Annotated in this window: 13 protein-coding genes; 5 read left to right on the top strand and 8 right to left on the bottom strand. The window is 34.8% G+C overall.

Features of this window, described 5'->3' with window-relative positions; genetic code table 11:
* Positions 1-3: 3 nt before the first annotated feature.
* Positions 4-1461 carry an MBOAT family O-acyltransferase gene (locus EKQ63_RS06145; protein ID WP_087995504.1) on the bottom strand — a complete coding sequence of 486 codons (1458 nt, stop codon included), beginning with the start codon at positions 1459-1461 and terminating at the stop codon, positions 4-6.
* A gap of 226 nt (positions 1462-1687) precedes the next feature.
* On the opposite strand from EKQ63_RS06145, the gene EKQ63_RS06140 reads away from it, so the two are divergent.
* The gene (locus tag EKQ63_RS06140; protein WP_000232141.1) at positions 1688-3103 is read left to right on the top strand and encodes an MBOAT family O-acyltransferase; all 1416 of its coding nucleotides are present in this window, start codon (positions 1688-1690) and stop codon (positions 3101-3103) included.
* Positions 3104-3127: 24 nt separating this feature from the next.
* Positions 3128-4318 (top strand): secondary cell wall polysaccharide O-acetyltransferase PatB1, encoded by a 1191-nt coding sequence (gene patB1 / locus EKQ63_RS06135; RefSeq protein ID WP_143880844.1) that lies wholly within the window; start codon positions 3128-3130, stop codon positions 4316-4318.
* A gap of 96 nt (positions 4319-4414) precedes the next feature.
* On the opposite strand, the gene EKQ63_RS06130 is transcribed toward patB1, so the two are convergent.
* The 4 genes from EKQ63_RS06130 to EKQ63_RS06110 form a co-directional block, all read right to left on the bottom strand.
* Positions 4415-6994, bottom strand: coding sequence for an S-layer homology domain-containing protein (locus EKQ63_RS06130; RefSeq protein WP_143880843.1), 2580 nt, complete (start codon positions 6992-6994; stop codon positions 4415-4417).
* A gap of 725 nt (positions 6995-7719) precedes the next feature.
* Positions 7720-10164 (bottom strand): S-layer protein Sap, encoded by a 2445-nt coding sequence (sap, locus tag EKQ63_RS06125; RefSeq protein WP_087951490.1) that lies wholly within the window; start codon positions 10162-10164, stop codon positions 7720-7722.
* Positions 10165-10841: 677 nt separating this feature from the next.
* Complete coding sequence (csaB, locus tag EKQ63_RS06115; RefSeq protein WP_048551515.1) at positions 10842-11945, bottom strand: polysaccharide pyruvyl transferase CsaB; 1104 nt, start codon at positions 11943-11945, stop codon at positions 10842-10844.
* Positions 11946-12086: 141 nt separating this feature from the next.
* Positions 12087-13607 carry a putative polysaccharide biosynthesis protein gene (locus EKQ63_RS06110; protein WP_087995506.1) on the bottom strand — a complete coding sequence of 507 codons (1521 nt, stop codon included), beginning with the start codon at positions 13605-13607 and terminating at the stop codon, positions 12087-12089.
* A gap of 282 nt (positions 13608-13889) precedes the next feature.
* On the opposite strand from EKQ63_RS06110, the gene secA2 reads away from it, so the two are divergent.
* Together secA2 and EKQ63_RS06100 are read left to right on the top strand one after the other, a co-directional pair.
* Complete coding sequence (secA2, locus tag EKQ63_RS06105; RefSeq protein ID WP_048551518.1) at positions 13890-16256, top strand: accessory Sec system translocase SecA2; 2367 nt, start codon at positions 13890-13892, stop codon at positions 16254-16256.
* A 14-nt stretch (positions 16257-16270) separates the two neighbouring features.
* Positions 16271-17152: an accessory Sec system S-layer assembly protein gene (locus EKQ63_RS06100; RefSeq protein WP_143880841.1), complete on the top strand. Its 882-nt coding sequence runs from the start codon at positions 16271-16273 to the stop codon at positions 17150-17152.
* A gap of 101 nt (positions 17153-17253) precedes the next feature.
* Here the strand turns inward: EKQ63_RS06100 and EKQ63_RS06095 are convergent, their stop codons facing one another.
* Together EKQ63_RS06095 and EKQ63_RS06090 are read right to left on the bottom strand one after the other, a co-directional pair.
* The gene (locus EKQ63_RS06095; protein ID WP_000278023.1) at positions 17254-17625 is read right to left on the bottom strand and encodes a hypothetical protein; all 372 of its coding nucleotides are present in this window, start codon (positions 17623-17625) and stop codon (positions 17254-17256) included.
* Between the two features lie 194 nt (positions 17626-17819).
* Entirely contained in the window at positions 17820-19298 is a 1479-nt protein-coding gene (locus EKQ63_RS06090; protein WP_143880840.1) for a SulP family inorganic anion transporter, read from the bottom strand.
* Positions 19299-19485: 187 nt separating this feature from the next.
* Here EKQ63_RS06090 and EKQ63_RS06085 point away from each other — a divergent pair, with 187 nt between their 5' ends.
* Positions 19486-19950, top strand: a complete 465-nt coding sequence (locus tag EKQ63_RS06085; RefSeq protein WP_000955012.1) for a hypothetical protein — start codon at positions 19486-19488, stop codon at positions 19948-19950.
* Between the two features lie 88 nt (positions 19951-20038).
* On the opposite strand, the gene EKQ63_RS06080 is transcribed toward EKQ63_RS06085, so the two are convergent.
* Positions 20039-22651, bottom strand: a complete 2613-nt coding sequence (locus EKQ63_RS06080) for a Cna B-type domain-containing protein (protein WP_143880839.1) — start codon at positions 22649-22651, stop codon at positions 20039-20041.
* Between the last annotated feature and the right edge of the window lie 273 nt (positions 22652-22924).

The following is a 22924-nucleotide window of genomic DNA, read 5'->3' as shown; positions in this document are numbered from 1 at the left end:
CACCTAGAAATTAAAGTATAAAAACTCACTAATACTCGTTAAATGCAATACACTATACACAAGTAATATTGCAGTAAATAACGCCGTCCATACTGTCGGACGGAATGAGTCTTTTAACTGAATTGAATTTTTTAAGAAGAAACTAATACATAATGCTCCGAAAATATACGCTACTATTTCCGTATTTAATAATGAAACATGGTATGCTTCAGTAAATGAAACACCGTACCCTTTTAAAAATTGTAGCTTCTCAATAATAAATACCGGGAATACGCTATTGGCTAGTTCGAATCCATTAAATCCAAACATTCCTTTTAACACTTTCACCGCATCATGCATCGATGTTGCTCTAAAGAATACCCACGTTATATTAATGAAGAAAAACGTCACGAGCCATCCCGCCCAGGCCGGCATGCGCCCTCCTGCTTTGTTCCATAAACGATGAATAACAGAAGCTAATCCGTGCAGAAATCCCCAGAAAATAAATGTCCAACCAGCCCCATGCCAAAGTCCACTTATTAAGAAGACAATCATAATATTGACGTATGTACGCGTAATACCTTTTCGATTTCCTCCAAGAGAAATATACACATATTTCGTTAAAAACTGGCTTAATGTCATATGCCAACGATGCCAAAAGTCTTGTATACTCACCGCTTTATAAGGTGAGTTAAAGTTTTGAGGCAATTTAATGTTGAACATTAACGCAATTCCAATTGCCATATCGCTATATCCACTGAAATCAAAGTATAACTGAAATGTAAACGCTAATGATGAAAGCCACGCTTCAACAAAAGTTAGCGACTGCTGTACATCAAACCCTTCCCGTACGACAGGAGATAAAACGTCTGCAATCCCTACTTTCTTGAAAATACCGATGGCAAATACAAAAATACCGAGAACGATATAATTTGATTGCCAACGCTTTTTACTACGATCCGCAAACTGCGGCATAATTTGCGCATGGTGTACAATTGGTCCTGCAATAAGTTGCGGGAAAAATGTTACAAACAGAGCGTAATCAAGAAAATGACATGCCTCCGTTTCCCCGCGATATGTATCTACTAAAAACGCAATCTTTTGGAATGTATAGAAACTAATCGCAAGCGGTAACGTTAATGATAATAATGTAAAATGAGTTCCAAATAACGAATTTACATTTTGCAAAAAGAAATCATAGTACTTGAAATAACTAAGCATTCCGATATTAAATAGTAAGCCTACTGTTAAAAGAAATTTACTCTTATGCTTCACGAGCCTCATTCCGATAAAGTAGTTCACAATGAGCGATACTAACATAAGCGGCAAATACTTTATGTTCCAATAACTATAGAAAAATAAAGATGCTGCCACAAGCCAAGCTTTCGCTAAAGTAGTTTGTCCAAATTTATTTAATAAAAAATATAAAAGAAATGCTATCGGTAAAAATAAAAAAATAAACTCAAACGAGTTAAATAACACACCATCTCTTCCCTTCTAAACAAATCACACCTTATTCATCTTATCTTATCCAGATAGTGGGTGTCAAAAGGATTCCATACCGCTTTCCTTCTATTATATAGGATAATTATTTTAATCGAATTATTAACATGCTAAAATATTAAAGGCGCTATTATAAAAAAGAATATATAATAGATATGTCGGTTTTTTTGTACGAAATGTATTTCGAAAAAGTGAGGAGAGTCCTTTGGTATTTAGTAGTTCGATTTTCTTATTTATCTTTTTACCTCTCGTATTATTTCTCTATTTTATAGTGCGTGCCGAGCTACGTAATTTCGTATTACTTGCATTTAGTTTAATTTTCTATGCATGGGGCGAACCACGTTTCGTTCTTTTAATGCTCTTTTCCATCGTATTAAACTACTGCTTCGGCCTACTCGTGCATCATTATGATAAACGAAAAAATATGAAAGTCACATTTTTAATTATGGCTGTGGTCGGAAATATACTATTACTTTCTTATTTTAAGTATATTTCATTTTTCACAGACATTTTAAACAACGTCTTGCACTTATCTATTCATGTGGAACCTATTCCACTGCCAATTGGAATTTCATTTTATACATTCCAAGCGATGTCCTATGTCATCGATATATACCGTAAAGATGGGGATGTTCAAAAAAATCCACTTAACTTAGCGCTATATATCTCTATTTTCCCTCAGCTTATTGCCGGACCAATTGTTCGTTACAATATCGTCGCTGAGCAAATTAAAACGCGCATCCATTCTTTTGAACGATTCACAGAAGGTATTCAAATTTTCGTTCTCGGACTAGCAAAAAAGATATTAATCGCTAACCAAGTTGGATTCGTCGCTGATAAAATCTTTGCCTTACCACCATCTGAAATGAGTGTTGGAACGGCATGGATTGGTATTATCGCCTATACCCTGCAAATTTATTTTGATTTCTCAGGGTACTCTGATATGGCAATCGGACTTGGAAAAATGTTCGGATTTGATTTCCCGAAAAACTTCAACTATCCGTACATCTCTAAATCTATTTCAGAGTTTTGGAGAAGATGGCATATTACACTCGGCTCTTGGTTCCGCGATTACATATATATCCCGCTCGGCGGAAACCGCGTTTCAAAACTAGCGAATTATCGTAACCTCTTCATCGTATGGGGGTTAACTGGTTTATGGCACGGGGCGAGCTGGACATTTATCGCCTGGGGCTTATATTACGGCTTTATTATTTCAATTGAAAAAGCTGGATTCGAAAAAATATTAAACAAACTATGGAAGCCGCTGCAACATGCATACGTATTACTAATCGTTATGATCGGTTGGGTCTTCTTCCGAGCTGACAACTTCGCTTACTCGTTCCAATATTTAAAAGCGATGTTCGGCATAAGCGGCCAATCTTTCATCGATGACAATACGATGTTATACGTACATGAATACATTATCGTATTTCTCATTGCCTTTATCGCAGCGACACCAATTTTAAAAAGAATGAAAAATATACTAGAACTTGCGCCAAAAACGTATATGTTCACAATGCAATTTGTACGTCCTATATTATTACTAACATTATTTATGATTTCGGTTATGTACTTGATTAACTCAACATATAATCCATTTATTTATTTCAGGTTTTAACTGATGTAGGAAGGAAAAGTTATTATGAAAAAATTGGGGAACCTCATCCTGTTTATCGGTTTTCTCACCATTATCTTTTCATTTGGCATATTATCGTTACTCAAAACAGACCGAGACATTTCACCAGTTGAAAATCGGCCGCTCGCTCAAAAACCAGCACTTACGAAAGAAGCTCTCCTAACTGGTAGCTTCTTTAAAGATTTCGAAACATACACAAATGATCAACTAATTGGACGAGATGAGCTTATTAAAAACTATACGATTGCTCAAATTAATATGGGCAAATCTCTCATTAACGACATTATTTTAACTGATGATAAATGGCTCCTGAAAAACCCGGCATGGACAAAAAAATATAATGAAATTGACCAATCCATGCCCGCTATAAACGATTTGTCTCAGTTTTTAAAAGAACAAAACGTTGAGTTTTACTTTGCTTTACCACCGTCAAAAACGAATGCATTATCATTTAAATTACCTTCTCATATTCACACATATGCACAGGAAAATTTAAATTACTTTCTAAAGAAGCTTCCAGCAGACGTAAAGCCAATAAAACTGATGGAACACTTTAAACAGAACTATACAAACGAAGAAATACAAGACATGTATTTCAAAACAGATCATCATTGGAATATGGACGGTGCCTTCTTAGGTTACCAATATATAATGAACACAATCGGGCAACAATCTTCTATATATAAAGGAAAAGAAATAAAAAAAGAAGACTACACTCGGACATGTGCGCAAAATAAACATTTAGTCGGTAGTTTTAACAACCAACTATACCAACTCATCGATGCAACGGGTGAAAAATTGTGCTACTACACACCGAAAGACGGTTTCAACTTCACAAGCGTAACCGCAAAAGATGTGCAAGGTACTATTCACCAAAACTTAGATGAAATATACGGCGTAGAAAAACAAAAAGATACAACATCATACGCAGGTTATTACACGGATGACTATCCAGAAATCGTCATCGAAAATAACAACGCACAAAATGAAGTACGCGCCTTAGTCCTAAAAGACTCATTCGCAAACGCAATCGTGCCACACTTAGCACAAAGTTTCAAACACACATCTATCCTCGACCTACGTCACTATCACGAAAAAGACGTATATCAATACATTCAAGACAACAATATTAACATAGTATTGTTTGTGTATAGTGATTCGAATTTGAGCGGGGATATGTTTAAATTTAAGAAATAGAAAGAAGGCTCTTGTAAATTTACAAGAGCCTTCTTTCTATTAAAAAAATCAGCGGGGATGAATCCCCACTGATTTTTTACTTTATCTATAATCGACTTATAGATTTGGGTTGTTAAGAACGTTCACTTGTACAGCTTGTGAACCAATTTCACTTGTTACAACTTTCTTATCTTCTAATACTTTGAATACTAATGTACCTTTGTCAGTGTACTTAGTAGTTAAAGCATCATAAATATCTGCTTTAAAGTTGTTGAATACTGAATCACTTGATGCTGTTACTGTTACATCACCAAGTTTTTGGTCAAAGATATCATAATGAGCATTACCATTTGTATCAAGGTAAAGAGTTCCTTTATCTTTGCCAGATTTCACAACACGTACTTTATGTTGTGTTTCTTTTGTTAAGTTAATACCTTTTACGATATCATCAAGGTTACTCTTCTCAAGTTCTAATACAGTACCGATGTTAATTTTCTTCTCAACGAAGTTTTCTGTTTGAACTGGTTTGAAGTCTACAGATTTAATAGCGATTTTCTCTTGAACGATTTCTAATGTCGCTTTACCAGCAGTTGCACCATTTTTCGTTAAGTGGATATCAACTTTACCTGGTTTTAAACCTTTAACAACAACTTTATTTCCAACAATTTCAGCTGTAGCTACTGCTGGATTTTTAGACTCAACTTCATAACCTTCTAAGTTTTCAGGATCAGAATATACGCGATCTGAAGTGTACTTAGATAATTGATACTCAACTGTGTTAGCCACATTTAAGTCAAGTTTTGAATCAGGTGATTCACCGTATTTACCTACTTTAGATACAAGTTCGAAGTTTTTGAATGCAACGTTACCTTCTGTTACGTTCACATATAATGAACCTAGAGTTTCACCGTTAGCATTTTGGAAGTGAACCGTACCTTCGCCTACTTCATTACCTGTAACACCAATTGTTTTTGTACCGATTGAGCCAGCATCAGTTGTTGTTACATCTAAAGTTTTCACTACACCTGTTTTCGGAAGAACTTCTTTAATTGCAGCTGAGTTAGCACCAAATGGATCGCCATATTGGTCAGTTGTTACAAATGTAACAGGTAACTCTTTGTTTTGAACAACTTGTAATTTATCTGGATTAGCTTTTACTGATTTTAACGCACGAGAACCAGTCGTTACTTTGAATTTAACGTCTTTTGTAACGTCGCCTACTTTAATAGTAAGTGTAGCTTCACCAGCAGCTTCAGCTGTAATGTAGTTGTTTACTACAGAGATAATACCGCTGTTTGAAGATTTAATGCTAATTGAGTTTGGATCAACTACTTTATCTTCTCCAGCAATTGTAGCAACTACGTTATGGATTTGTGCTTTCTCACCAACCACTAACGTTTGGCTGTTTAGTTTGAAGTCTTTTCCAGTCAATGTATTACCGTATACTACACCATTTTTATCTGCATCTACCGCAAATACAGTACTCTTAATTGCAGAAGCTGGTGTATCAAGGTTTTTCACTGAAATAATACCAGTATTAGAAACAGTTAAACCACCGCGTTTTGTAACTTGAACCTCTACTTTGTAATCACCGTGAGAAAGGCCAACACCAAGTTTACCTGTAGAAGAAGTTGACTTTCCACCCTCAAAAATGTTTGCTGGTGAACCGTCTAAGTTATTTGCTACAAATTTGACGTCATGGTTTGCTAAGTTTAAGTACTCAACATCAGCGTTACCTTTTTCGTCGTTTAATTTGAAGACAATTGCTTGACCAGCACGATCATCATCAAATGTAAGTTTTTCTACAGCTAATTTTTTCACTTCGTATACGAATTTCGCTAAGAATGATTGATTTTTAACTTTAATGCTTAAGTCTTTATTAGGAGCTACTTTGCCACCAAGTGTTACTACAGCAGAAGTACCATCAGCGCTTGCTTCAATCGCAACAGCTTTATCTCCTTCAAGAGTTACATCATCAGCAGAAAGTTTATCTAAACCAGTACCTGTTAATGTTAATTTCGCTGGTTCAGAAATTTTCACATCTGTTACATATGCTTGTGCATTATCTTTTTTACCATACTTTTTATCTGTTAATGCGATAAATTGAGCTGCTTCTGCACGAGTTACAGTTTTATTTGGCTCCCATTTCGTACCAGTACCTACAGAGATTCCAAGGTTAATTAGGATGTTAGCTTTTTCTTCACCCCAATGTTTTCTTAAATCATCAAATGTTGTAACTAACTCGCCATTAACTTTATCTTTTAAGTTATAAGCACTTACTAACATAGAAGCAAATGAAGCACGGTCAATCTTTCCTTCTGGATAGAAGTTTTCTTTGCCGTCACCTTTAACGATACCAGCTTTTTCAACTGCTGCGATATATTTAGCAGCCCATGTATTTTTAGCATCTTTGAAAGAAGGTTGAGCATTTTCATCAACTGGTAAGTTTAAAATTTTAGTGAAGATTACAGCTGCCGAAGCACGATCGATTGATTCGGTTGGACCATATGTACCGTCTGGCTTACCTACAATTGCACCTTTATCTACTAAGTAGTTAATAGAATCTTCTGCCCAATGTCCAGCTGGAACGTCTGGGAATGATTTACCTGCTGCTGCTACTGGAGATACAACACCTGCTACCATTGCTGCTGTCATTGTACCTGCGATTACTTTTTTGTAAGAGTTAGTCTTTGCCATTTTATAAATTTCCTCCTTCAGGAATATGCTACTAGTTTCACATCATATTAAATTTGAAAACTAGCTAGTTAGAAAAGCCATAAAACAATAAAAACATAAACAAAAAAACTATAATGAAAAGTAGTTCACATAAAAAATGATACAAACCGTTAAATGTAAATATAAGGTTTAAATACCATTTTCTGAAACAAGTTCATCATACTATACAAAACCATTCGTTATCAAGAACTTTCTCAAAAGAAGATTCGACACATTCTGATAATTCGGTCTTTTTATCGCGCTATTAAGATATCGATAATACTTAAATATAGAAATGAATAAACTGTTTTCCTATAAACCACTCTCAATGCGCTTCGTATATTTTTCATATCGAATACACAATTGGAATTATAGCACATATTTCCACTTCAGCATCTAAATATTTTTTACAATAAATACAATTTTCAGACTCTATTTGACTAAAAACATTACATTTCGACATTTTCTTCTTTTTTTCGAATGTTTTTTTAACAGAAAAAGGTGTTAATTTACAAATATTTTACATATCAATGAGGTATTCTTCTATTTTTGAAAGCGCTTTTTATTTGTTTCTCAATATAGCTATTCTTTTCAACCTCAAATGCATATGAAATAAGAGCAAAATAAAAAGCCTATGATACTCATAGACTTTTGTCTATTTTCTCATAGGCTTTAATTGATCATTTAATGTATCAAATGATTTTTAATTATTTTGTTGCAGGTTTTACTTCTTTAATAGAAACTGCAACTTGTACAGCTTTATCAAATTCTACTTTTTGCTCTTTTCCATCTTTTACAACTGTCAGGTTTTTCACATAGATAGATGTTGCACCTTTTGCACCAACTGTACCATTTTCAGCTACAACATTTGTATCAGCAGAAACGAATTCTACATTAGAAACTGTTGCTTTTGCTGTAGTTGCAGGTACACCATCAACAGATAAGATATTTAAAAGTGCAGCTTTTAAATCAGCATTTGGAGCTACTTCTTTAAGAGATGTGCTTGTAAATTCTACTGCTAATCCTTTAGCAGTTGGTGCTGTATCAACAACTTTGAATGAATGAGTTGTAATTAATTTACCATCTAATACAACTGTTACTTTATAAGTTTCACCAGCTTTTGCACCTTGACCAACAGTAATTACACTGTTATTTTGTACAGTAACTTGTGCATCAGTTGCGTCTACTTCTTTACCTTCTTTGTTTGTTGTTGTTACTTTTAGTTCAGCTGCTTCTGCACCTTTTAATACTAATCCATTTGCATCTACAGGAAGAACTGAAACAGTCATTGCATTCTTTTGGTTTTCCTCAGTAACATATTTATCTAATTCTTTTTCTAAACCACGAACTTCAAATTTAGAGAATGCACCTGGAGCTTTTAATTCTAGAGCTAATGTAGCTTTTGCTTCTTTTTCACCAGATTTTGCAGTTAATACAACTGTATAATTACCAGCTTCTTGGCCCGCTGCATTCAGAACTAATTCTTTGTTCACATATTTAGCTTCTAATTTTTGTTCTTTTAATTCTTTACCATCTTTATCAAGTACTTTCACTGTTACAGGAGCTGTAAACTCTTTACCGTATTGATCTAGTACTGGAGCTTTTACTTTTAAATCTGTTACATCTTTTGTAGAAAGTGCTACATTAGTTTTTTCTAATTTAATTTCTTTCATTGCTTTTTGAGCAAAAGCTTCAATTTCAACTGTTTTTGAAACAAGTTCTTTACCTTTTGAATCTTTTACAGTTACTTTTACTGGTGCTTTTCCTGCAGATAATACAGTTACTTTACCAGTAGCTTTATCTACTACAGCTACTTCTGTGTTTAATGACTCATATTCAACTTTTCCAGTTGTTACTGCATTAAATTGATCTTTCAATTCTACTTGAACGTAAGCGTTGTCGCCTTCGTAAACTTTATTGTTTTGTTTGAAATCTTTAGAAGTAAAGTCAGCTTTATTTTGTTCTGCAACTGTCCAGTTAGAGATTGAAGCTACTGCAGCACCCTCAGCAGAAACTTTTATTTCTTTACTTTCAGCTACTACTTTACCGTCTTTTTTATAAACAGCTTTTACAGTAGTTGAAGTACCTTTTGCTAAAGTGATTTCACCTTTTGCATTAATTTTTTCTGCAGCTGGAGTTACAAATTCAATACCCTCTGGTGAAACAACTTCAGTACCGTTTTCATCTTTAACTGTGAATTGTAATGCAGTTGGCTCATCAGCTACAACTGTTTGGTCAGCCATTTCGATTGTTTTTGCTTCTAAAGAACCTACAGCTACTTCTGTTTTACCAACTTTGTTTACATCTACAGTGTAAGTTTGTTTAGCTGCTAAGTTACTATATAATTCAACTGTAGCAGATTTTTTATCTTCTGATAAAGTTACCTCTTTAACTAGTACTTTATCGTTGTTAGCTTTGTTAGTTACTTTGATATCTTCTTTAGTTAATTTTTCAACAGCTTTGCTGAATTTAACTTCTACTTTTTGAGTTGTAACTGCTTTAGCAGATTCAACTGTTGTTGCTGTTGTACCGAACTGCTTGTCAGTCATAGCAATAAATTGAGCTGCTTCTGCTTTCGTTACAGATTTATTTGGCTCCCATTTGTCGCCAGTACCTACAGAGATTCCTAATTTAACTAGGATGTTAGCTTTATCTTTACCCCAGCTATCTTTTAAATCATCGAATTTAGTTTCTAGAGGACCGTTTACTTTAGTATCTAATTTGTAAGCTTCTACAAGAAGAGATGCCATAGAAACGCGGTCGATTTTTCCGCTTGGATCGAATTTGCCGTCGCCTTTACCTTTAACAACGCCAGCTTTTTCTACAGCTGCGATGAATGGAGTATACCATTGGCCTTGAGAATCACCGAATGATGGTTTAGCATCTTTATCGATTGGTAAGTTTAAGATTTGAGCCATCATTGTAGCTGCTTCTGCACGAGTTAATTCTTTTCCAGGCTCGAACATTCCTTTGTCGTTACCTGTAACTGCACCTTTTTCTGCTAAGTAGTTAATAGAATCAATTCCCCAGTGATCAGCTGGAACGTCTGGGAATGTTTTACCTGCTGCTGCTACTGGAGAAACAACACCTGCTACCATTGCTGCTGTCATTGTGCCAGCGATTACTTTTTTGTAAGAGTTAGTCTTTGCCATTTTATATATTTCCTCCTTAGGAATGTAATACTAGTTCCATAATGTTTTAAATAGATATTCTATTTATTTTTGAAACTAGTAGATATAAATGTGGTTAAAGTATTCTTTATACAGAATAATAGGATATCCCGTATTACAGAATCATAAAGAAATCATACACCTTTTTCATCCAATTTAAAACCTTAAATTCGACAAAAAAGTGAATTTTCACAATTCTAAACGATCGTTTTTTCGACTTTCATTTTAAAGGATCCAGATCTCAAAATCAGAATATTTTAAATGAATAGAAAAACGCGTCAGAATTACATTTATAACAAACTTCTTATAACCATTTACAACTATAACAGAAAAAGCTTTCCAATTACAACATCTAACTATAGAGATATTACGACATTAATCGACAACTTATTTTTCTGTGATTCGACATTTTTATTACCATCAGATTTTCCAAAATTACCATACCTATTTTCTTATCATTTACTAAATAAAACGTTAAATACCAACATTCAGTATATATTAATGTTAGGATTTTTAAACATACATCTTATCTCTCAAACTTCTTTCTTTATGAGCATACGTTTACAATCACTTACGTAATTCGACATTTTTCTACAAATTCATTTTTCCTTTCGACATTTTCTTTTTTTCAAAAATAAAAAAGAGGATGTCCTCTTAAATTAAGATCCCATTCCTCTTTTTTTAAACTCTTTGGAATTCAAGTCACTTATGATGTATCGAGACGCTGTTGAAATTTGCTCTCGTAATTCTTCTACTCTTTGTTCCAATGTTTCTTGTACATATTCTTTTTGTTCTAATTGCTTCGTTGCGACATTATGCAAAGTTTCAGACGTCCAATCACCATCTACATTTCCGATAATCGGCTGATTTACTTGTTGTAAAAATGAATCGATCTTTGGATCATATGAAATACCGACCATAGGAATATTAGCAACCGCAGATAGTATGAGCGCATGAAGTCTCATACCGATTAGAAGCGAACATTCCGACAAAATTGCAATTTTCTCATGAATATCGAGCTTATACGGAAGCATATGAGCTTCTTCTCCCATTAAATTAATAATATCGCGTGATGCATTTTGATCAAATGGTCCATGCATTGGTACGAATAAAATATGGTATCCATCACGCTTAAATTTTTTCAGCGTATCTGCTAGCTTCTTCATATAATCTTCTTTCGCGTCCCAATACCTCACACTAACTGCAATTACTTTCCCGTGAATCGAATGTTTTTGCAACCACTCGGACTTTATTCCTTCTGGTTGACATGCCAATACTGGATCTGGAACTAGTTCGATATCCTTCTTAATACCAATTTCTTTTAAATACAAAAATGAATCTTCATCACGAACTGATATATATTCCGCTTTTGATACTTGCCATTTCACTAATAAACGATTTTGTCTTTTCGTAATTGGACCAATTCCTTGCGCATAAATATAATACGGCTTCTTCAAAAAACGAGCAATTCGCATAATACCTGTATAGTACAAAATACTTTTAATACTCGTTTTATCCTGAAGGAGGCTTCCCCCTCCGCTAATTAAGCCATTACTTCTCTTTATTTCCTTATAAATTGCTCTTATATCCCAGCGATTCACTGCCTCTACACCGTACATTTTCCTTGTATAGTCGGGGTCATTCGAAAGTACAACAAGCTCAAGAGTAGGATCCTCTTCATGTAGCGCTTTAATAATTGATTGCAAAATTGCTTCGTCCCCAACATTATAAAAACCATAATATCCTGATAAAACTAACCGCACTCTTAATCTCCTCCAACATTTCGCAATCAACTTTTTGTCATTCAACAAATCGCTATCAACTCTTTAATAAGAAAAGTTGGATAACTTCAAATTGATTTCTTTCACAAACATATAAATAGCCATACTCATTTATGGACTCATTTACTTACGTAAAAATGGGATTTGCTTTTTGGATATCCAGTTCAACTTTAGTGCGCATATGCCATATATGAACAAGGCCACACAAAACGCTACACCACTATATAGTATTGCAATAAGTCTAGAATCTACCACATTTATGAAAGTAGATGTGAAATATAATCCTATACCTACTATACTAGATACCCCAATTACAGCAAAAAATCTCCCCATGTGAATCGAATAAGCCAATTCTTTTCGAATGTATATATAGTTTACGATACAAATCATGATATATATGATAAGTGTACTATAAGCTGCACCAGTTATGCCAAATTGACTTACAAGTACTATATTTAATATGACTTTTACAAAACTCGCTCCAACAACTATCCACGCCGCTTGCTTAGAACGGTTAATTCCTTGCAAAATTCCTATTGATAATACCATAAGTGACGTAAAATACGAACTACCAATTAAAATAGCTAACATTCCGCTCCCTTTCGCATCTGTAAACAATCCAACATTTAACGGGATTGTAAGTGCCATGAGCCAGATTGTTATCGGCGTTGTTAAAACATGAGCAAGCTCATTTGTCCGTTCAATTGTTTGTTTTGCTAACGCTATATCTTTCTTTGTTAATGCAGCAGTTAACAATGGGATTAACGGAAATACCATCGCACTTGCAAACACGACAATTAATTGTGTAAACGCAAATCCACGACTATATATACCAAATTGTTCTTGAATCGTTGTAGTGGATTCATGCAACATATGTGGAATCGTTACAGAATCAACTAAATTTAACAACGGCATCGATAATGCTCCAACTGCAATTGGAATCGAAACCTGCAGTATCTTTTTTGCATTATCTTGAAAATCTTGTAGTGAATATGTATTACTTTTATAACGATATATACTTTTTACATACTTCATTCTCAAATAGATAAGTGACGTAATTACTCCAAGGCAAGAACCAATCATTGCCCCGCCTGTTACAACATCACTCTCTTTATTCCAATATACCAATAAAAATGCAATTGCTAACATAAAGAAAACACGAATGAACTGCTCAATTACTTGTGACACCCCGGTAGGAATCATATCTCCAAAACCTTGGAAATATCCTCGATATACCGCCATATATGGTGCGATTAATAACGCAAACGAAGTGACAATTAATGGAATTCTTGTATCTTGTCCACCAAGCATCTTTGCAAACATACTTGATCCAATCATAATAACTGAAAATCCAAGCACTCCAAATATTACTCCAATAATAGATGCTGAAGTAAATAGTTTGGCAATTCCGTTCTGGTCATTCTTCTCATGAAGTTCAGCGATTAATTTTGATATAGCTAGCGGTACTCCCGCTACTGATAAAGTTAAAGCTATCATATACACAGGAAAAACAAGGCGAAAAATCCCCAGTACTTCATCTCCTGCTATATTTTGTAATGGGATTTGAAAAAAACTTCCCAACACTTTCGATAGAAACGTTGTAATCGTTAAAATCGCAGCGCCTTTCACAAACTTATTATTCATCTTCTAGCTCTTTTCTTTCAATATATAATTTCCATACATATTACAACATAAAACGAGATAGCTATATTCTTCTCTTTTTTGAAAAATTTCACTTTATCTCATTTAGTTATCATACCAAATTTCTTATACATTGAATACTCTCTTTCTTTCTATGTTTTAAATATAGTATATACAATAACGCCTTATTTATATCCAGTTATTTCTTCAATTTACTACTTCTACTTATTCGGGATAAACATGTGCTATAATGTAGCTATTGTCAGTAAGAGGAGTGTTTACAACATGCTGAATTCGGTAAAAAAGCTGTTAGGAGATTCTCAAAAGAGAAAACTAAAAAAATATGAACAACTTGTTCAAGAAATTAATAATCTAGAAGAAAAACTATCTGATTTATCTGATGAAGAATTGCGTCATAAAACGATTACATTTAAAAACATGCTTCGTGACGGAAAAACAGTGGATGATATAAAAGTTGAAGCGTTCGCTGTTGTACGTGAAGCAGCAAAACGTGTACTTGGATTACGTCACTACGATGTGCAGTTAATTGGCGGCCTTGTACTATTAGAAGGTAATATTGCAGAGATGCCAACTGGTGAAGGAAAAACATTAGTTTCTTCTCTTCCAACATACGTACGTGCTCTTGAAGGAAAAGGCGTTCACGTTATTACTGTAAACGACTATTTAGCAAAACGAGATAAAGAATTAATTGGCCAAGTTCATGAATTTCTAGGTTTAAAGGTTGGATTAAATATTCCTCAAATCGATCCTGCCGAAAAGAAACTTGCTTACGAAGCTGATATTACATACGGTATTGGAACAGAATTTGGCTTTGACTATCTACGTGATAATATGGCCTCTTCAAAAAATGAACAGGTACAACGTCCTTATCATTTTGCTATTATTGATGAGATTGATAGCGTTTTAATTGACGAAGCAAAGACACCTCTTATTATCGCTGGTAAAAAATCAAGCAGCTCTGATTTACACTATTTATGTGCAAAAGTTATTAAATCATTCCAGGATACTCTTCATTACACATACGATGCAGAATCGAAATCTGCTAGTTTTACAGAAGACGGTATTACAAAAATAGAAGATTTATTTGATATCGATAACCTATATGATTTAGAACATCAAACTTTATATCATTATATGATTCAAGCATTACGAGCTCATGTCGCTTTCCAATGTGATGTTGACTATATTGTACACGATGAAAAAATTCTACTTGTAGATATTTTCACGGGTCGTGTTATGGATGGTCGCTCTTTAAGTGACGGTTTACACCAAGCTCTTGAAGCAAAAGAAGGCTTAGAAATCACAGAAGAAAATCAAACACAAGCATCCATTACAATTCAAAACTTCTTCCGTATGTATCCAGCACTATCTGGTATGACAGGTACAGCAAAAACGGAAGAAAAAGAATTTAACCGTGTATATAACATGGAAGTTATGCCGATTCCGACAAACCGTCCGATCATTCGTGAAGACAAAAAGGACGTCGTATACGCAACAGCCGATGCTAAATATAAAGCTGTACGTGAAGATGTTCTAAAACACAATAAACAAGGACGCCCGATTTTAATTGGGACAATGTCTATTTTACAATCAGAAACCGTTGCTCGTTACTTAGATGAAGCAAATATTACATATCAATTATTAAATGCAAAAAGCGCAGAACAAGAGGCTGATTTAATCGCAACAGCTGGACAAAAAGGGCAAATTACAATTGCAACGAATATGGCCGGACGAGGTACTGATATTTTACTAGGTGAGGGTGTTCACGAACTTGGTGGATTACATGTAATTGGGACAGAACGCCATGAATCAAGACGCGTTGACAATCAGCTAAAAGGTCGTGCCGGTCGTCAAGGTGACCCTGGTAGCTCTCAATTCTTCCTTTCTTTAGAAGATGAAATGCTAAAACGTTTCGCACAAGAAGAAGTCGAGAAATTAACGAAATCACTGAAAACAGATGAAACAGGACTTATTCTAACTTCTAAAGTCCATGATTTTGTGAACCGTACACAATTAATTTGTGAAGGTAGCCATTTCTCCATGCGTGAGTACAATTTAAAGTTAGACGATGTAATAAATGACCAACGTAACGTTATTTATAAATTACGTAATAACTTATTACAAGAAGATACAAATATGATTGAAATTATTATGCCAATGATTGATCATGCTGTAGAAGCCATTTCTAAGCAATATCTTGTAGAAGGTATGCTTCCGGAAGAATGGGATTTTGCTAGTTTAACAGCAAGTCTAAACGAAATTTTATCAGTAGAAAACATGCCATCATTATCAGCGAATAATGTACATTCACCGGAAGATTTACAATCCGTTTTGAAAGAAACATTATCTCTTTATAAAGAGCGCGTAAATGAGCTAGATAGCCATACTGATTTACAACAGTCGCTACGATATGTTGCCCTTCATTTCCTAGATCAGAACTGGGTCAATCACTTAGATGCAATGACCCACTTAAAAGAAGGCATAGGACTAAGACAATATCAACAAGAAGACCCTACTCGTCTTTATCAAAAAGAAGCTTTAGATATCTTTTTATACACATATGGTAATTTCGAAAAAGAAATGTGCCGCTATGTTGCAAGACATTTAGGTGTTCCTGAAAACGTACAATAACGAGGTGAAAGATTATGTTATCATTCCTAAAAAAAGCTAAGAAAAACGGAAAAGATACGACTGTCTCTAGTAATCAACTATTCGGACAAGAAAGCACAAGTACTGAAAATAAAACTGTAAAACCAACGCTTTACTTCCACCCTAGCTGGGGTGCAGTGGGACAAGAACAAAAATACATTTATCAATTTTTACATAAAGAACTACCACGTTTAGAAGAATATCAAATTTCTTTATCTGGAATTGAGATTGAAAAACGTGATAATGGTTGTGACGTAGCTGTATTTATTCGCAGCACTGTTCCGAAACCAATTTCCTTCGAAGAAGTTACATTAATTCTTCTAAATAAAGAGAAAAAATTATGCGCGCGAAAAACATTTAACCTTTCTGCATTAGGAGATATTCCTGCAAATGTAAATATGCCGTTTATCTTTACGTTTGAGCAAGAAACAATTACAGATGCTGAATTATCGCAAACGGATTGGGAATTAGCTTTCGAACTTGAAAGTAAGCATGTATTAGATTTAGATTCATCTTGGGAAGCTCAGTTACCTGAAGCAAGTAAAGAAGCTTTACGTAATTTCGTAGACAATTTAACACCTCCAAATGATGGTGAAATTAACTTCCTAGGTCTGCAAGCTGCACGAAAAGAAAACGGCGATTTACATACAACGCTTCTTATTCGTAACGGTTGTAAAGACAACATTCAACTAGAGCAACTTCCTCTTCATATTGAAGATGCCACAGGTGCAGTTGTTGTTAAAGGTGCTTTCACATTACCGAACCTTGAAATTAAAGCGAACACTACGAAGCCGTGGTCATTTGTCTTCCCTGCTTCATCTATATTAAAAGAAAATATGGACCTATCTTCTTGGAAAGCACTTGTACCACAAGACTAATCATAGAGAGGCTCGCCTCTCTTACTTTTTTTCATACAAAAAGCCTGCTCAAAAAGATGGTCATCACACCTCTTTGGACAGGCTTTTTCTTTATGTAAAATTTATTTCGTTACGAATAAACGTTCAATATGATATTCAGCTTCTAATTTGCACATTTCATCTGCATGCTTTACTTTATTTCTTTTTAATTGCTCCACTTGTTCTTCGCTCGGTTTTTCATTAATAAGCTCGTTAATTTTTTCATTTACTTTCATTGCTAACGCTTGATGGAAATCTGGATGTCCTTTCAACTCATCATCTACTTTATTGATCCAAGTTGATTTTGTGTATAAATACTGTTTCCACTGTTCAACAAATTGTTGCATATCAAACTTTTCTTCGTTCCATTCAATTTCTTTCATATACTTCTCAAAAGAAACAACAATTGAGCGTGTAATCCCAATCTTCACTCCATGTGGTAACTGTTTGTACATCAATTATTCCCTCCAGCTTAAAGCTCTTCCTTCTGAAAAAAAGGAATCTCAAAATTCATATACGTTATTATAATATCACATACCTAATCTAAAATGTTACTATACTGCTAAGCTGAATAAATGTCAACAAACGTATAACATCTTTATATATAGATGTTAAAACAACAAAAACACCCTTATATAAGGGTGTCTCTTCATATAGTTTCCGTTTTTACAAATAGTAATTTATCTTTCTGCTCATTACTCGCCATCGCTACTAACGTCTTTTTAATATGAGCAGGCACTTGCTCTAGCGTTACACTCAATCCTGATTTATCCGACTGCTCAATGAAATTCAATAACGCCATAGCTCCTGATACATCCATATAACGTGCATCTTTCATACGTAAAACAACCGGAGATTTTACGTCTTGTAAAGCATAAAAAACACGATCCACTGTTAAAAACGAAAGTGGGCCCTTAATTTTATATGTTGCTTCCTTTTCTTTTATAATAGAAGCTTTACGTTCTTTACATTTCACCATGTATATAATGAAGGAAAGAAGAATTCCGAACGCAACAGCGATCATTAAATCAAACTTCACGGTGACAACCATCGTTACGAGCATAACAATGACATCACCCTTTGGCGCTACATGCATTTTCTTCATGCTTTCCCAATCAAACATACCAATACCAGTTAAAATTAAAATACCTGATAATACAGCAAGTGGAATGTATTGTACGACCGATCCAAGTCCCATAATGAAAATAAATAATATAACACTATGCATACTTGCTGAAAGCGCCGTTTTACCGCCACTTCTTATATTAACGATAGATCGTACAGTCGCACCTGCGCCTGCTAATCCGCCAAACAATCCGCTCATCACATTACCGATACCTTGTCCGACCAGTTCTTTATTACTTTTATGACGTGTCCCCGTCATATTATCCATTACGACCGATGTTAACAACGAGTCAATCGATCCTAATAAAGCAATACTAAGCGCTGGTAAAACAAGTTCTGCTACGCCTGTTCCACTTAAAGAGGGAATATGAAGCGTCGGCATCGCTTCTGGAATCGTCCCAATCTTTTCAATTACCTTATTTAATGACAGGTTTCCGATAACCGGTAACTTCACTGTAAGCCCTTCTAACGCAGAAGAAAATAAAGGAAGCATAGCTGTCACACCTACTAATGCAACTAAACTAGATGGGATTGCCTTAATCCACTTTCCAGAAACAATCATTACAATAATCGTTAATACGACAAGTAGAAAACTATTTTGCACATGCTTCATTTCACCCAAAATAATAATTAATGCGATTCCGTTCATAAATCCTGATACGACAGGATACGGAATGTACCGCACGTAAGATCCAAGCTTACATACACCGAATAAAATTTGAAACAGTCCCGCCATCATAAATGCTATAAAACTCGCCTCTAATCCGTGCGTCGCAATAACCCCTGTTGCAATAACCGTAATCGGTCCAGTTGGTCCCGTAACCTGCCCAGGTGTACCACCAAATAACGCCGCAAATAAGCCTGCAAAAATTGCACCATACAATCCGACTAGTGCTCCCTCAGACGTTCCCGTTGCAGCAATACCAAATGCAATGGCAAGTGGCAACGCAACGATCGCAACAGTAAAACCTGCTAAACATTCCTTTGCTATTTTTTGAAACATATAATAACCACCTTTGTATAAAGTCCATTTTCCATTGTACACCTAAATAGATACATTCGTTAGTCCACTTTTTACAGTATCGTGACGTAAACGCATTCAATTACAAGTACCTATCGCATCTTTGGAAACCATTGTAACTGTGCTATAATAGATAAATTAAATCTTTTATTATATATTTGGAGGCACTATGCTAACTTTTGAAGAAAAATTATCGATCATTGAATCTTTCCCAGAATTAGAAAGAAAAAACGTATCATTAAAACGTGTGAACTTTCACTTTGAAGAAAGTCGTTTAGATAAAAAGAACGTTGTATATCATTTACATCCAAATGGAAACGGATTTGTATATGCAAGTGGTATTAAAGGTTACAAAACGGATGATAAAGGTATGGTTAACATCCGCGAATTTTCAGCAGATGAGTTACGTTCAGTAATTGAGCAATCAATTGAACTATTATCACAAGAAGAAATCGTAGTTCCTGCAGAACCTGCAAAAGAAGAAGAATGGCAGAACGAAGACGGTCATATCCTTACTCTTATCTCAGAGGACGATATGTGGAACGTGTACGCTGGTGTAAATTTAGACGGTACATTCAACTCTTATCCAGAAGCTGCGGAATACCTTGATGAAGAAGGATTTTCACGTAAATAATATAAAAAGCGGAGACTTATCGTCTCCGCTTTTTTCTATACATTTGTTCCCAAACTAAAAACATAAAAATTTAATGCTCTCACATCCATTAATTTTTTTGGCGTCTAAACATGATCGCTCCCAAAATTAATGCGAACATACCTGCAAGAATGGAAGTAGATTCCGCTGCCGCTCCACCTGTTTGAGGAAGTAATTTTGATTGCTTATTACTTTCTTTACTAGATGATACTTCATTTTTATTTTGTACATCTTGTTTGTTTTCTGCTTCTACTTTACCTTGAATCTCTGGTTTGTTTGAAACTTTTGGCTGCTCTTTTACTTCTGACTTATTTGGTTCTTCTACTTTCTCTTCTTCTGGTTTCACATGAATTTCCGGTTTCTCCGTAACTTCTGGCTTCTCTAACTCTTTCGGCTCTTCTGTTACTTTCGGTTCTTCCGGTTTTTCTTCTTTTATTTCTTCTGTTGTTTCTTCTTCAACTTTCTCTTCTTCTGGTTTTACATGAATTTCCGGCTTCTCCGTAACTTCTGGCTTCTCTAGCTCTTTCGGCTCTTCTGTCACTTTCGGTTCTTCCGGCTTTTCTTCTTTTATTTCTTCTGTTGTTTCTTCTTCAACTTGTTCTTCTTCTGGTTTTACATGAATTTCCGGTTTCTCCGTAACTTCTGGCTTCTCTAACTCTTTCGGCTCTTCTGTTACTTTCGGTTCTTCCAGTTTTTCTTCTTTGATTTCTTCTGTTGTTCCTTCTTCAACTTGTTCTTCTTCTGGTTTTACATGAATTTCCGGCTTCTCCGTAACTTCTGGCTTCTCTAGCTCTTTCGGCTCTTCTGTTACCTTTGGCTCTTCCGGTTTTTCTTCTTTTATTTCTTCTGTTGTTTCTTCTTCAACTTGCTCTTCTTCTGGTTTTACATGAATTTCCGGCTTCTCCGTAACTTCTGGCTTCTCTAGCTCTTTCGGCTCTTCTGTTACTTTCGGTTCTTCCGGTTTTTCTTCTTTGATTTCTTCTGTTGTTCCTTCTTCAACTTGTTCTTCTTCTGATTTTACATGAATTTCCGGTTTCTCCGTAACTTCTGGCTTCTCTAACTCTTTCGGCTCTTCTGTTACTTTCGGTTCTTCTGGGTTAGTTGGAGCTTCCAGTTCTTCTATCGATTCTTCTTCACCTTGTTCTTCCACTTCTGTTACTTTGTGGATTTTTATATTTGTAAGATCATATCCGTTAACTTTCGATTGATATCCTGATACTGGTTGTTCTTTCACTTCATACGTATGAGCTTTTCCTTCACTATCAACTGCTGGTAACTTTCCAAACTCATATTTCCAATCATTTTCTGCCGTAACTTCTTTCGTTGCAATGACTTTACCATTTTGCAGTAAATCTACTTTAATCGTTTTCGGGCGATCGTTTACTTTATCGCCTTCCCACGTTTTCGTTCCTGCAACAGATGTAGTTTTTAACTTATTTGGAACCATAAGTTTTATTCCATTTGTAGCATCCGTCTTAATTGTGAAAGGAATTTTCGCTTGTGAATCAAACTCTACATAGTTCGGAGCAGATATTTCTTGTACGTAATAATTACCTGGAGTAAGGTTTGGTGCTTCAACTATTCCGTCTTGATTTGTTGTATAGGAATCACCAATTTGCTGTCCTGACTCTGTAAACAATTTAAAAGAAACACCTGGAATAAACTTTTTCTCGTCTCCTTCAATATGTTTTACAATTTGCAGCGTTCCTTTCGCAGGTAAAACCCCTTCAGCTTCTCCACCAAATGATATATTTTCAACCTTTACACTATTAGATTCAGTACTAGGTTTCTCATATAAAATTTGATAATCAAGCTTGTAGTCATTCTGTAGATATTTCAACTTTTTCCCGCTATCAGTAATCGTTGATGTATAGAAAACGGTAAACGACGTAGCGTTCGCCATATGCCTATAAATTACAACTTCAAATGAGTTATCACTAGTAAGCTTAATGTATCCATAACCTCGGTCTTGAAATTGTTTAAGAGACAAATATTCTTTATTATTGATAGTGATGGTAAAGCTATCTTTATTTAGTGTTTGTCCTTCTTGTAACGTATCTTTTAAAACGATGTTGTCATGTAAATATTGTTTCTTTAAATTTATATTTAAAAACCAACGTACTTCATTACTTTTGTCTGGCTGAATATCACCAGACTTATAGAAAAACATCCCCGGTTCTGTACCTTCCCCTTTTGGATGTGTAATACTTACCGATTGCTTTTCTAAACTTGTTCCTAAATTCGTTTGTACATCTTTCGTTTTTCCTGCTTCTACATTCGTACCTTGAACAGCAAAATTAAACTTTCCTCGAATATTTTGGAGCTGTTCTACTGTATCATTAAATGTACAAACTACATTATTTGTATTAATCTGGCACGTACCAAAAACGCGCCCTGATTCATCTTTTAATGCGATAGTTCCACTATAGCCCTTTAATTCTGGAGGTAGCACTAACGTTAATGTATCCCCAGACTTCATCTTCTTTCCAGGCTTTTCACTAAAGTTTACATGTATCGTGGTTTTTTCTCCATAATTTAATTTCGTCTTTTCAAATGCAAAACTATCAACAAATCCTGTTGTGTTTAGTTCTTGAGCATGCCCTATGATAGGCATAAAAACTTGTCCAATAAGAACAGTAAAAATAAAACAAATTACCGATATTCTTTTGAAATATGTACTCATAAACCCTCCATCTTTGGTTACTTCATTTTTCTACCCTAAATTACACTTTAAAATAAAGATTATTTGCAGCATCAAACTATCTTTACTTATCTTTTGGGCAGCCAACAATAAATATTAGTCCTTATAAAAGTGCATTACAAGACTGTTCATCCACCATTTAATTTGTTACTATTATAGTAGTAACCTTCCGAACTGAATGACCATTTTATTCATAAGGTCATCTGATGACTGACTATCTTTATCTTTTAAATATACTCCTCCAATACCTTTATT

The organism is Bacillus sp. BD59S (genome assembly GCF_007363175.1).
Taxonomy (GTDB): Bacteria; Bacillota; Bacilli; order Bacillales; family Bacillaceae_G; genus Bacillus_A; species Bacillus_A pacificus.
This window is presented reverse-complemented; position numbering and strand designations above follow the sequence as displayed.